Source organism: Micrococcus sp. CH7, assembly GCF_001595485.1.
Taxonomy (GTDB): Bacteria; Actinomycetota; Actinomycetes; order Actinomycetales; family Micrococcaceae; genus Micrococcus; species Micrococcus luteus.
Window position 1 is genome coordinate 63175 of sequence record NZ_LOSQ01000015.1, and the last position, 13109, is coordinate 76283.

Consider the following 13109-nt stretch of genomic DNA (forward strand, 5'->3'; position numbering starts at 1 on the left):
AGAGCCGCATGGCGCAGGAGCAGGAGAGCCGGGGTGGGGCCTGGAGGGCCCTGCGCCAGAAGTGGACCGGCCGGACCGCCGAGAAGGGCGGCGCCGACGCCGAGGAGCCCGCGCGGCTCCAGCGTCGCCGTCTGACGCGCCCCGACCGCACCCGCGTGTTCACGACGTCCAACCAGAAGGGCGGCGTCGGCAAGACGACGACGACGGTCAACCTGGCCGCGGCCCTCGCCCGCGCGGGCATGCGGGTGATGGTGGTGGACATCGACCCGCAGGGCAATGCGTCCACCGCGCTGAACATCCCCCACACCGGAGACGTGGCCTCCGTGTACGACGTGCTCCTGGGCGAGATGGAGATCCAGGACGTGGTGCAGGACGCCCCGGACGTAGATGGCCTTCAGGTGGTGCCCGCGACCATCGACCTGGCCGGTGCCGAGATCGAGCTGGTCTCCCTGGTGGCCCGCGAACAGCGACTGTCGCGGGCTCTCGAGGCGTACACCGCCTGGCGCGAGGAGGTCGGGCAGGAGCGGCTGGACTACGTGTTCATCGACTGCCCGCCGTCCCTGGGCCTGCTGACGGTCAACGCGTTCGTGGCGGCCGAGGAGGTGCTCATCCCGATCCAGGCCGAGTACTACGCCCTCGAGGGCCTCTCGCAGCTGCTCAAGAACGTGCAGATGATCCAGAAACACCTGAACCCGCGCCTCCAGGTGAGCACCATCCTGCTGACGATGTTCGACGCGCGGACCAACCTCGCCGTGCAGGTGGCGGAGGAGGTCCGGACGCACTTCCCGGAGCAGCTGCTGAACACCGCGATTCCCCGCAACGTCCGCATCTCCGAGGCCCCCAGCTATCAGCAGACGGTGCTGACCTACGACCCGGCCTCGGCCGGCGCCGTGGCGTACCGGGAGGCGGCTGCAGAGATCGCCAGCCGCGGTGCCCCGGCCGTGAAGGGCTGAAGCGCAGGCGACCCGCTGCTGCGGTCGCCGGATGGCGCTGCTGACGACAACGAAGCCCGCCGGGGGAGCGATTCTCCGGCGGGCTTCGTCGTGAGTGAGCGTGGCCCGGAAGATGGGGAGTGAAAAGACAAGCGGAAACGCTGGGCATATTGGAAGTTCGTGTTTCACGTGAAACGACCTTCTCCGAGGGTGCGAGCGTGGTGCCGCCGCGGCGGGACGATGGGGAGGGGTGCCCGTGGTGTACCGCTTCCGCCTGACACGCTCCCCTCTCTTCCGCTGGGCCGGCCCCTCCGCCGCTGGCCAGGCGCACCTGTCGCGAGGCCTGGGTGCAGCCGCGGGCGGCGACGCACGAACTCACGGGGTGAACGGCATGGCGGCGGGGCGGAGACGGCGGCTGTGAGGGCCGGCGGTGCACGCTGCGTTGAAGTGCTCCGCGAGGGCTGCGCGAGGGCTGCGCGACGCGTGGGGAACGTCCTGGCCGCCGGGCGCGGCCGTGCAGGGTATGGTCCGTCCCTCCTCCTTCACCCGGGTGCGCTGCAGCCTCGAGGATGCAGCCAGCGAGCAGGCCGGGTGCTGTGACTGGGTGCCCCCTCTCCCCCACGGTCAGACCTCCTCGCCGTCGGTGACGTGCAGGGAATCGGGGCCAGAGCGGAGCACGGGCCGTCGTGTCGCCGCGAGGCGCGCGGACGGTCTGCCGTCAGCGTGTGCGAGAGCAGACGTCAGCGGCTATGGTGGGCTGCTGTGATTCGTCTGAGTTGGAGGGGCCGAACGGCGGCGCCAGAAGGACAGTTCTACTGTGCATTCCTGTGTACGGAGTAGGAGAGACTCCGGCAAAGAGGGGCGGCCGCACGCCCCCAATGTATAGAGAGACAAGCATGTGAGCTGGCACTTTGCGGAGTCAGCAGTGGTTAGCGGCTATCGTCGATGTTGATATGTGGACAAGATCTGTGGACAGTGGACGTCTAGGGTGTGCGGCCGTAGATGCCTCTGCGGTGCTGATGAGCCCTGCTCAGTCTCCTGTTGCGTCTGACGACTGGGCACGGGGACGGCGTGTGAATGGTGACTGCGGTGGAGGCCCCCCGGGGAGCCCGCGGCGGCTCCGTGCGGGATGGGGCGGGCCGTGTGGTTCTGTCTTGCAGCGACGTGGGAACCAGGGCGTCGAGTAATCGCCCGGTCGCCGGGGGTTTCACGTGAAACACGGTGGTTCCGCGCTCACCTAGCGTCGATCCCTGACCGCAGCTGTACGCGGATGGAGGCATTGAAGACACACTTTCCACACGAGGCGGTCCTGAAACTTTGATGGGCGGCCCCAGCTGACAGGACGGATGGAGTCAGTGGGTGGGGTGGAGCGCCCGCCGCGTCACTGTACTGCCGCCCGTGACATCGGCGACCACATCGAGCAGTACTGTCAAAGGCGGAAGTGGATGCTCGCTGCCCCGACATGCGACCCGCGACCCGACGTTCCCTCCCAGCCGTTTCACGTGAAACTGAACGACCGGTGATCGGGGCTCACTAGATCGAGCCAGTACCATCAGCGACGCGGCAAGTCTGAACCTCTCAAGATATAGAGGGCCCTGCGCACGCCGGCCTCGGAGTGCGACCCGCTGGTGGGCGAGCTTCCATGGATGAGCGCGCGGTCGAATCTTCGAACGATACGTTTCACGTGAAACGAGCTCCGGGACAAAGGGCCGTGCCGCGAGGTCCCCACCTCGGGCAATCCAGGGAGCACACGTTCCGTGCCGGGAGCGAGCTGACTGAGAATGGCGCAGGAATGTGGCACTGACTCGCAGGTGAGCGAGCACGTGGCCCACCCGAACTCATGTCGTACTTGGATGACAGATTCGTCCGTGTTTCACGTGAAACGCGGATGGTGAAGCAACGTTCAATTCGTCAGCTGCGCGAGTGCGAGGAAGCACTGACGGCGAAGCGACGAGTAGCCGAGCTCATCCGCTCGGTGATTCGAGTGTTCACATCGCACCGCGGGGGAGTGAGACGAGTGCTTCGTTGCTGGTCCGGCATTTCACACAAGATGAGGCACATCATCATGCGGGTAACCAGCAATCTGAGTATCGTCCGCACGGGAGGTGATCGGCCGGGGAGCACATGGAAAACAAACCGAGCAGCCGTGATTCTGATACCGTCCGCTCGTCGACGCGGGCTCGCGTTTCATGTGAAACGAGTGAACCTCGAGAGGGAACACGAGGAGGTCTTGAGGATTGCAGCGGCACCCTTCCGAAGCGCCCCCACTATGAGTGTTCCACGTGAAACACTCACGCTCGCGGCAGGTGCTGTCCGCGCGCCCACATCCTGCCGTCCGGGCCCAATACGGACGTCTCACCCCAGAACCGAGGCCCGAACCTCGCCGCGCCCCTTGCACGTGTCAGGCCCTCGCGCGCCCCCCGGCGGTCAGGGCCAGAGCACCTTGAGAAGTGTCTTCCCGCCGCCCGGGACCATCGAGACCAGGCCGCTCACCTACACTGATCCCAGACCCACTCACTGCAGGAGGACCCGTTGAAGACGAGCCGTCGAGGAGGCCTGGGGCGAGGCCTCGGCGCCCTGATCCAGAGCACTGTAGAAGCCCCGGAAGAGAACGCCGAGGCCACCTCCCCGAAGGACTCTGCGGTGCCGGTGAAGAGCGGCCCGAAGTCTGCCGCGGCAGCGGAGGCCACCACGACATCGACGCGGAGCACCGCGACGACCGAGACGCCAGGGGGGTCCAACGAGCCCGCCCCGTCGGCCTCGCAGCGGAAGACCGCGGGCCGAACGACACAGGCCGGGAAATCAACGGCTGCGACTGGCAGGAACGCCACGTCCGCCACGAAGGCAGGGCCCACCTCGTCGAAGCGTGCCTCGCGACCCGCGCAGCGTCCCGTCGACGTGTTCTTCTCCGCAGAGTCCGAGGATGCACCCGCGGCGCGGCCGACCAAGGGGCGTCCGGCCATGCCGACGGTGAAGGCGCCCAGCAAGCGTGCCACCTCCGCGACGTCGTCGAGGAAGGAACCGGGGGACTCGAGCGTTGAGTCCGCCGCGACCGAGGGGACCGTGTCCGCGGACATCGCGGTCCTGCGGGAGATCCCGGTGGGGGACATCCACCCCAACCCGCGGCAGCCGCGTGAGGTGTTCGACGAGGACCACATGGCGGAACTGGTCACCTCGATCCGCGAGGTCGGCATCCTGCAGCCGATCGTCGTGCGCGAGGTGGACGGCCCCACCCCCCATGAGCTGATCATGGGAGAGCGCCGGTGGCGCGCCACCCAGAAGGCCGGCCTGGACACCATCCCGGCGATCGTCCGCCAGACCCCGGACCAGGACCTCCTGCGGGATGCTCTGCTGGAGAACCTGCACCGCTCCCAGCTGAACCCGCTCGAAGAGGCCGCCGCCTACCAGCAGCTCATGGAGGACTTCGCCTGCACGCAGGAGGAACTGTCTCAGCGCATCGGCCGCTCTCGTCCGCAGATCTCCAACACGCTGCGGCTGCTCAAGCTGCCGCCCCTCGTGCAGCGCCGCGTGGCCGCCGGCACGCTCTCGGCCGGCCATGCGCGTGCGCTGCTCGGTCTCACGGACCCGTCGGACATGGAGCGTCTGGCGCAGCGGATCCAGTCGGAGGGCTTGTCCGTCCGGTCCACGGAGGAGGCGGTCGCGCAGCTGCAGGGCGGGCTCCGGCCGGGCCGCACGCCGCGGCGCAGCACGGACGACGCCCGCCACGAGCGCCTGGACCACTACGCCACCGCGCTCACCAGCCGCCTGGACACCGCCGTGAAGATCACCCTCGGCGCGCGCAAGGGCCGCATCGCCATCGACTTCACCACCGTGGAGGACCTGAACCGCATCATGGACCTCATCCAGGGCGGTCAGGACGGCAAGGGGAAGGGCAAGAAGTCCTGATCCGGAGTTCCCGCGGACGGCGTCCACGGGCACCCGCCGCTGGTCCTGAAGATCAACGCACGACGGCCCCGTCACCCTCTGGGGTGACGGGGCCGTCGTGGTGAGTGGGGGAGGGGCTCAGCCGAGCAGGGCCGAGAACTCCTTCTCCAGCGCGGCCTTGGGCTTGGCGCCCACGGACTCGGCGACCTTCTCGCCGTTCTGGAAGCCCACGACGAGCGGGATGGAGGTGACGCCGTAACGCGCGGCGATGGCCGGGTTCTCGTCCACGTTGAGCTTGGCGATCACGGCCTTGCCCTCGTGCTCCACGGCCATGTCCTCCAGGACGGGTCCGAGCATGCGGCACGGGCCGCACCACTCGGCCCAGAAGTCCACGAGGACGGGCAGCTCGGACTGGAGGACCTTCTGGTCGAAGTCGGCGTCGGTGACGGTGATGGTGCTCATGGCAGCCTCCTGGGGTTTGTTCTGTGTCTGACGAGGGTGGACAGGGGTGTTATCGACATGATTCATGACGCTCCGTCAGGGGTCATGAGTCAGTGGCTCATGCCGGGTTCGCGTCCGACTCCGGGCCGGCCGGCGCGGCCTCCTCCACATCGGCCACGGTCGCGAGGTAGTGCTCCACGTCCTGGGCGGCCACGCAGCCCGAGCCGGCGGCGGTGACGGCCTGGCGGTAGGTGTGGTCCGTGACGTCGCCGGCGGCGAAGACGCCCGGCTGGGAGGTCCGGGAGGACGGATGGTCGATGCGGATCGTGCCGTGCTCCGTGAGCTCCACCTGGCCCTGCACCAGGTCCGTGCGCGGGTCCTGGCCGATGGCCACGAACAGGCCGGTCACGTCCAGCGTGGACGCCTCGCCGGTGCGGGTGTCCCGCAGGCGGAGGGTGTTGACCTTGTCGTCACCGGTCACCTCCGTGACCTCGGTGTTCCAGCGGAACTCGATCTTCTCGTTCTCCATGGCGCGGTGGGCCATCACCTTGGAGGCGCGCAGCTCGTCCTTGCGGACCAGCACGGTCACCTTGGACGCGAACTTCGTGAGGAACAGGGCCTCCTCCATGGCGGAGTCGCCGCCGCCCACGACCGCGATCTCCTGCTCGCGGAAGAAGAAGCCGTCGCACGTGGCGCACCAGCTGACGCCGTGGCCGGAGAGGCGCTCCTCGCCGGGAACGCCGAGCTTCCGGTAGGCGGAGCCGGTCGTGAGGATGACCGCGTGGGTGCGCAGCTGGGTGCCGTCGCCGAGCGTGAGCACCTTGGGGTTCGACGTCAGGTCGGCCTGCACGACGTCGTCGTAGACCACCTCCGTGTCGAACCGGCGGGCCTGGGCCTCGAGGTTCGCCATCAGCTCGGGCCCCTGCACACCCTCCGGGAAGCCCGGGAAGTTCTCCACCTCGGTGGTGTTCATCAGCTCGCCGCCCGCGGTCACCGCCCCGGCCACCAGGACCGGGGAGAGGTCGGCGCGGGCGGTGTAGATCGCCGCGGTGTATCCGGCGGGGCCGGATCCGACGATCACGACGTTGTGGACGCTCGGGTCCTGGGCGGTGGGGGCCACGGGTTCCTCCAGGGGATCGGGGTGGTGGACGCTCCTCCAGGACAACGGCGGAGCCACGGGCGGGTATTCCGCGGTGTCGGGCCGCGGTGCAGCGACGTCCGGCGACGGCGGCCGGAAGGTCCGGCGCGCCGTCGCCTGGGCGCGGGGTCAGCGGACGGCGATCTCGCCGAGCCGCAGGCCGAACGGGAGGTCCGACGTCGTGCCCTCCAGCTGGGGCAGCGAGGTGAGGCTGACGATCACGTACTCGGCCTCGGCCTCGGTGCCCTCGAACGGCACGGGGATGGAGACGGTGTCCTGGTCGAAGGTGCCGTTGCCGATCTCCTGGGCGTTCGCGCCCTCGGGGGAGTCGGCGATGTAGGCGAACCAGGCGCCACCGGTGGCCCCCGTGCTCTGCAGGGTCACCTCGTTCACCTCGGTGCGGTCCTCAAGCTGGACCACGAGGTTCATGCTCTCCACATAGCCGCCGAAGTTTGGCCTCGCGTAGGCGAAGGTGCGCCACACGGTGGTGGGGTCACCGTCGATGAGGTTGCTCAGGTCCGCGTCGTGCTCGGCCTCGTGCTCCGGCAGGTCCGGCACCGAGCGCAGGGCCTGGACGGGCTGCGGGGCGGCCGCGGCGCTCTCGCTGGTCGGGGTGGGGGAGGGGCTGGTGCTCTCCGACGGCGACGGGGTGTCCGATGCTGACTCGGACGACGCAGACTCAGACTCGGACGACGCGGCCGCGGCCTGCGGGGCCGGCCCGCCGCGCAGGTTCTGGGTCAGCAGCACCCCGCCCACGACGAGTGCGGCCAGCAGGCCGAGCACGAGGAGCAGGGCCAGCGGACCGCCGCCGCGCGTGCGGCCGTTGCCGTCGCCCGGGTCGGCCACCGTGGCGCCGTCGCCGCCCCCGGTGGTGGCCGGGGCGGCCTGGGCATCCGGAGCCGCGGCGGCGGCCGTCGAACCGGCAGCCGCCGCGCCTGCTGCCGTTGCGACCCCGGCCCCGGCAGCCACCGGCGCCGCCGTGCCGCGGGACTCCTCGTGGGCGGTCGGCGCGGACTCGGCCACGATCGCTCGGCGGGGGACGGGGCGCTGGCGCCGCACGGGGATCGCCTCGGTGTCCGGGGCGACCGGCTCCGGCGCGTCGGTCTTCTCGGCCGCCACGGGCTCGACGGGCTCGGTGGGCGGCGTGGCCCCGTCGGCATCGGCGTCGGTGGCCTGCGCGGCGGCGGCCCCCGCCGCGACAGCCGGGAGTGCGGCGGTGCCCGCCTGGGCCTCGCGCTTCTCAGCTTCGCGCTCCGCGGCCTCGCGTTCCTGGGCCGCGCGCTTCTCAGCCTCGCGCTCCGCGGCCTCCCGGGCCCGCTCCTCCTCGGCACGACGGCGGGCCTCGGCCCGGCGCTCGAGCTCGCGGCGCTCGGCCTCCTCCCGCTCCGCGGCCAGCCGGGCCTGCTCGGCCTCCCGCTCGCGCGCGGCCCGCTCCTCAGCCTCCTGCTCCGCCTGGCGACGGGCGCGCTCGGCCTCGGCGCGGCGCTCCTCCTCGGCACGCTCCTCCGCCTCCCGACGTTCGCGTTCTGCGCGTTCGGCGGCTTCCTTGCGCTCCCGCTCGGCCCGCTCCGCGGCCTCCCGTTCGGCGCGTGCCTTCTCCTCGGCCTCCTTGCGCTCGCGTTCTGCGCGCTCGGCGGCCTCCCGCTCCGCGCGCTCGCGCTCCTCCTGCTGCTTCCGGGTGGCGGCGTCCGCCGCGGCCAGGGCCGACGCCCCGGCGGCCGCCTTCGCCGCGGTGCCGTCGGAAGGACGGACCCGCTCGGCGAGGCGCTCGGAGAGGCGGTTCAGGAACCCGGGACGACGCTGGGCCTCGTCCTCGTCCGCGCGGAGCCGGCGGTCGAGGTCGGTGTAGTACGCCTCGTCGTCGTCGTAGGCGTGGGGGTCTCCGGTCCGCGACTCGCCGAACAGCTCGGAGCCGAGGCTGTCCGTCTGGAACGGCTCCACGTACAGCTCCTGCGGGTACGCCAGACCCAGCAGGACGTCCGGGTCGGGGTCCCCGCCGGCGATCAGGTACGTGCGGCCCTCGGACAGGCCCAGGTCGAGCACCTGCACGTCGTCGGTGCGCTCGCCCGTGGCCAGCTCCCGCGCGGACGAGGCCACCTGCGTGGCGTTCTCACGTGAGGCCACGAGCACGGTGACGCGGCGGTTGAGCACCTGGTCCGTGCCCAGGAACACCATGTCCTGGTCCGCGGACGTCACCACGTGCTGGGTGATGCGATAGCGGCCGCCCAGGACGGCGCCGACGGCGATGGGCTGGGGCACGGGCTCTTCTCCTGACGACGGGGTCGGAATCCGATGATACGTGGCGTGGCCGTCGCGGCCAGAGATCAGCCGACGCGCAGCAGACGACCCAGCGCCGGCACGCGGGCGACGAGCGGCCGGAGGGCGTCGTCCAGCTCGGGGAACCGCATGGCCCGCAGCACCATCAGGTACACCGGACCCATCGCCACGGCCGCCACCGCGCACGTGAGCAGCGCCGTCCCGATGGAGTTCCACGCGAACCCGCCGGTGTACCCGCCCAGCAGCCACACGACGACGACGCCCGCGGCCGCCGCGGCCAGCGCGGCCAGGCCGGTCTGGACGTGGGCACGCAGCACGGATGCGAGGCCGTAGTCCCCGAACCGGCGCACGGTGAGCACATGGGTCAGGACGAACTGGTACACGTACGAGACGGACGAGGCGACCGCGACCCACAGGGCCATGGACCACAGCGGCAGCAGCATCGCGCCCGCCCACGAGAGCAGCAGCATCAGGAGCGAGCCGCTGACCTGGACCACCATCGGCACCTTGGCGTCCTCGGCGGCGTAGAACACGCGCAGCAGGTAGAAGGAGCCCGAGCGGAACGGGATGGACAGCGCCAGCGCGAGCAGGACCGAGCCCACCGCGACGCCGGCCACCATCGCCGTCTCGGCCGTCGAGCCGAAGACGCGGCCCAGGGGGCCCGCCAGGACCACCACGCCGGCGAGGCAGAACATCAGCGGCACGGTGAACGCGCGCAGACCCTGCGCCGTCGTGCGCCGCACCGCGGACATGTCCTGGCGGCCCATGGCGCGGGCCAACCGATTGAAGAGCACGGTGGCCAGGGAGAGCACGAACACCGAATGGGGCAGCACGGCCATCAGCATCGCCATGTTGTACGCGGCCACACCGGGGATGGCCGCCTGCGCCATCTCGGCGCTCCAGGTCTCCGTGCCGGGGATGCGCAGCTCGCCGCGGTCGCGGGCCTCCGTGGCGGAGGTGACGTACCGCTGGCACAGCAGGAGCACCACGTTCGTGGCGACCATCGTGATCAGGGTGTACCCGGCGATCCGGCCGGTGTCCCGCAGGCCGATGCCCTTCCAGCCGAACCGCGGGCGCAGACCCAGGCCGAGCCCGCGCAGCGGCAGGAAGAGGATCACGGCCTGCAGCACGACGCCCAGGGTGTGGCCGCCGGCCAGCACGACCGTCTGTGCGCTCGTCCACCCGGCGAGGTCGTCCCCGGCCCGGTACGCCCCGAACATGCCCAGGTACAGCACGATCGCGCCGATCGCGACGACGTTGTTCAGCACCGGCGCCCACATGTAGGCGCCGAAGCGCCCGTTGGCGTTGAGCACCTGCCCCACCAACGCGTACATGCCGTAGAAGAACACCTGGGGCAGACACCACAGGGCGAACACGGTGGCCATCTCGAGCTTCTCCGGCGACCAGCCGCGGGTCAGGGCCGTCATGAGCGGGGCCGCCGCCAGCATGACCACCACCGTGCCGGCGAGCATCACGAGCGTGCCGAGCGTCATCAGGCGGGAGGTGTAGTCCGCGCCCCGGTCGGCGTCGCGGGCGTGCTTGATCAGCTGCGGCACGAGCACGACGTTGAACACGCCGCCCACCAGGAGCAGGTAGATCACGTTCGGCAGGGAGTTGGCGATCTCGAAGATGTCGGCCATGTCCGCGGACAGGCCGATCGCCACCGTCACCAGCGTCGCACGGACGAGGCCCAGCACGCGGGAGAGGAGCGTGCCGGAGGCCATGATCGCGGTGGACCGGCCGGCGCGGCGCTCGCCCTCGGGGGTCTCGTCCGCGGGGTCCACGGCGGCCGGATCCGTGGCGGGGGCGGGGTCCGTCGTCGTCGGCTCCTCGTCGGCGACGCCGGCGTGGGCGGGGTCCTGCGCTCGGCGCGGGGCGGGTCTGCTGCTCAAGGGTCACCCAATCGTGGTCGGAAGGCCCCGTGCCGGGGGCGGTGGATCAGGGGCGGGGGCCCCGGGCACCGCCCGGGGGGAAGTGCTGGTCGACCACCTGGCGGGCCAGGTCGACGATCCGGCGCTCGTTGGCGAAGGAGAGGCGGCGCGCGACGTCCTCGAGGCGCACCCACGCGACGTCCACGGCCTCGTGGTCCGGGTCGTTCTCCGTGGTCAGCTCGCCGCCCGTGGCGCGCAGCAGGAAGTGGTGCACGGTCTTGTGGACGCGGTGCCGGGCGACCGTGAACCAGTAGTCGATCGCGCCGAGCGGCTCGAGGATGTGGCCGGCGATCCCGGTCTCCTCCTCCACCTCGCGCACGGCCGCCTGCCGGTGGTCCTCCTCGCCCTCGGGATGGCCCTTGGGCAGGCACCACTCGAGCCGGCCACCGCGGTTGTAGCGGGCGATCACGGCCACCTCGAGGCCGCCGTCGTGCTCGCGGACGATGACGCCGCCGGCGGAGACCTCCTCCACCGTGGGCAGGGAGGCGGCACCGGCGGAACGGGGTCCCGCGGGGGCCGAGGTGACGGGGCGCAGAGGCGGCTGCGGCCGGCGACGCCACGCCCCCAGCGCGGAGGGCAGGGGGGCGCCCCGGTGCGCGGAGGGATCGGGGCGGGTCATGCCGTCAACTCTAGCCCGGCCCGCGCGGGCCCGTGCCGGGACCGTCTGGCACCCTTGTAGGCATCATGGATCTGACCACCGCCACCCACGCGCTGCCCCCCGGCTTCCCCGCGGACGCCACCCTGCCCGCCGTCGTCGTGGAGCTGGGGCGGAGGTTCGAGGCCGCCGGTCACGAGCTCTCCCTGGTGGGCGGCCCGGTCCGCGACCTCTTCCTGGGACGGCCGTCGCCGGACCTGGACTTCACCACGGACGCCGACCCGGACGCGTCCGAGGCCGTCGGCGCCGGCTGGGCGGACGCCACGTGGGACGTGGGGCGGCGGTTCGGGACCATCGGCTTCCGCAAGGCCGGCTGGCAGCTCGAGGTCACCACCTACCGGGCCGAGCAGTACGACCCGGCCAGCCGCAAGCCGCAGGTGGCCTTCGGCGACAGCCTCGAGGACGACCTGCTGCGCCGCGACTTCACCGTCAACGCCATGGCCCTGCGCCTGCCCGCCCTCGAGCTCGTGGACCCCTTCGGCGGCATGCGGGACCTGCACGCCGGCGTGCTGCGCACCCCCGGCACCCCCGAGGACTCCTTCTCCGACGATCCGCTGCGCATGATGCGCGCCGCCCGGTTCGCCTCCCAGCTCGGCTTCGCCGTGGCCCCCGAGGTGGAGCAGGCCATGACCGCGATGGCCGAGCGGATCACGATCATCTCCGCCGAACGCGTCCGCGAGGAGCTCGTCAAGCTCGTCTGCGGGGCGCACCCGCGCGCCGGCCTCGACCTGCTCGTGCGCACCGGCCTGGCCGACCACGTCCTGCCCGAGCTGCCCGCCCTGCAGCTCGAGTCGGACGAGCACCACCGCCACAAGGACGTCTACGCCCACTCCCTGACCGTGCTGGAGCAGGCCATGGAGCTGGAGGGTGAGTACGCGCCGTCGACCCCCGACCCCGTGCTGCGCCTGGCGGCGCTGCTGCACGACGTCGGCAAGCCGGCCACGCGCCGCTTCGAGAAGGGCGGGGCCGTCACCTTCCGGCACCACGAGACCGTGGGGGCCAAGCTCGTCCGCAAGCGGCTGCGTGCCCTGAAGTTCGACAACGACACCATCAAGGCGGTGGCCCGTCTGGTGGAGCTGCACATGCGGTTCTACGGCTACGGCGACGCCGGCTGGACCGACTCCGCCGTCCGCCGGTACGCGCACGACGCCGGCGACCTGCTGCCCCGCCTGCACGCGCTGACCCGCTCGGACGTGACCACCCGCAACCGGCGCAAGGCCGAGCGGCTGGCCCACGCGTACGACGACCTCGAGCGGCGCATCGCCGAGATCGCCGAGGCCGAGGAGCTCGCCGCCGTGCGGCCGGATCTGGACGGGCAGCAGATCATGGCGCTGCTGGGGATCCGCCCGGGCCCGGTGGTGGGGCGGGCGTACAGCCACCTGCTCGAGTGGCGTCTCGACGAGGGCCCGCACGAGCAGGCCGAGGCCGAGGCGGAGCTGCGGCGCTGGTGGGCCGAGCAGCCGGAGGCCCAGCAGGGCTGAGGCGGCGCGGCGGGCCTTCCACCCGTCGTCGGGCCGGGACCACACTGGCCGCATGGCTGAGAAGAAGACCGAGAAGAACGGCGCCCCCATGGGCCCCGGCACCTCCAGCATCAAGGACCCCGAGGTCTACGAGGCGCTGCGCCGCGAGGGCGCGAGCGAGGAGAAGGCCGCACGGATCGCCAACGCCTCCGCCCGGGACGGCCGGGACGAGGTCGCCGAGCGTGGCGGCGAGGCCGGCTCCTACGCGGACTGGACCAAGGACGAGCTCGCGAAGCGGGCCCGCGAACTCGACATCGAGGGCCGCTCCACCATGACCAAGGACGAGCTCATCGAGGCGCTGCGCAACCACTGACCGGCGCCCGCACCCCC

At 71.5% G+C, this 13109-nt stretch carries 9 protein-coding genes; 4 read left to right on the forward strand and 5 right to left on the reverse strand.

Features of this window, described 5'->3' with window-relative positions; translation table 11 throughout:
• Nucleotides 1–8 precede the first annotated feature (8 nt).
• Together AUV08_RS05435 and AUV08_RS11760 are read left to right on the forward strand one after the other, a co-directional pair.
• Nucleotides 9–953 carry a ParA family protein gene (locus AUV08_RS05435; RefSeq protein WP_061867463.1) on the forward strand — a complete coding sequence of 315 codons (945 nt, stop codon included), beginning with the start codon at nt 9–11 and terminating at the stop codon, nt 951–953.
• A gap of 2511 nt (nt 954–3464) precedes the next feature.
• The gene (locus tag AUV08_RS11760) at nt 3465–4838 is read left to right on the forward strand and encodes a ParB/RepB/Spo0J family partition protein (protein WP_084776566.1); all 1374 of its coding nucleotides are present in this window, start codon (nt 3465–3467) and stop codon (nt 4836–4838) included.
• 117 nt (nt 4839–4955) lie between these two features.
• On the opposite strand, the gene trxA is transcribed toward AUV08_RS11760, so the two are convergent.
• The 5 genes from trxA to AUV08_RS05470 form a co-directional block, all read right to left on the reverse strand.
• Complete coding sequence (gene trxA / locus AUV08_RS05450; protein WP_323662986.1) at nt 4956–5345, reverse strand: thioredoxin; 390 nt, start codon at nt 5343–5345, stop codon at nt 4956–4958.
• Between the two features lie 31 nt (nt 5346–5376).
• Nucleotides 5377–6378 carry a thioredoxin-disulfide reductase gene (gene trxB, locus AUV08_RS05455; RefSeq protein ID WP_061867465.1) on the reverse strand — a complete coding sequence of 334 codons (1002 nt, stop codon included), beginning with the start codon at nt 6376–6378 and terminating at the stop codon, nt 5377–5379.
• A 147-nt stretch (nt 6379–6525) separates the two neighbouring features.
• A complete protein-coding gene (locus AUV08_RS05460; RefSeq protein ID WP_061867466.1) occupies nt 6526–8655 on the reverse strand; it encodes a hypothetical protein in 2130 nt (709 codons plus the stop codon).
• Between the two features lie 65 nt (nt 8656–8720).
• Nucleotides 8721–10565: a murein biosynthesis integral membrane protein MurJ gene (gene murJ / locus AUV08_RS05465; RefSeq protein ID WP_002857806.1), complete on the reverse strand. Its 1845-nt coding sequence runs from the start codon at nt 10563–10565 to the stop codon at nt 8721–8723.
• A 46-nt stretch (nt 10566–10611) separates the two neighbouring features.
• Complete coding sequence (locus AUV08_RS05470; RefSeq protein WP_061867467.1) at nt 10612–11223, reverse strand: NUDIX hydrolase; 612 nt, start codon at nt 11221–11223, stop codon at nt 10612–10614.
• A gap of 65 nt (nt 11224–11288) precedes the next feature.
• Between AUV08_RS05470 and AUV08_RS05475 the strand changes: the two genes are divergently transcribed.
• Nucleotides 11289–12740, forward strand: a complete 1452-nt coding sequence (locus tag AUV08_RS05475; RefSeq protein ID WP_061867468.1) for a CCA tRNA nucleotidyltransferase — start codon at nt 11289–11291, stop codon at nt 12738–12740.
• Between the two features lie 52 nt (nt 12741–12792).
• Nucleotides 12793–13092 (forward strand): Rho termination factor N-terminal domain-containing protein, encoded by a 300-nt coding sequence (locus AUV08_RS05480; protein ID WP_061867469.1) that lies wholly within the window; start codon nt 12793–12795, stop codon nt 13090–13092.
• Nucleotides 13093–13109: the final 17 nt, after the last annotated feature.

What these genes read in the sequence shown, in the direction of transcription:
- AUV08_RS05435 (WP_061867463.1), top strand. Translation starts at nt 9, where the DNA reads ATGGCGCAGGAGCAGGAGAGCCGGGGTGGGGCCTGGAGGGCCCTGCGC.
- trxA (WP_323662986.1), bottom strand. Translation starts at nt 5,345, where the DNA reads ATGAATCATGTCGATAACACCCCTGTCCACCCTCGTCAGACACAGAAC.
- AUV08_RS05470 (WP_061867467.1), bottom strand. Translation starts at nt 11,223, where the DNA reads ATGACCCGCCCCGATCCCTCCGCGCACCGGGGCGCCCCCCTGCCCTCC.
- AUV08_RS05475 (WP_061867468.1), top strand. Translation starts at nt 11,289, where the DNA reads ATGGATCTGACCACCGCCACCCACGCGCTGCCCCCCGGCTTCCCCGCG.
- AUV08_RS05480 (WP_061867469.1), top strand. Translation starts at nt 12,793, where the DNA reads ATGGCTGAGAAGAAGACCGAGAAGAACGGCGCCCCCATGGGCCCCGGC.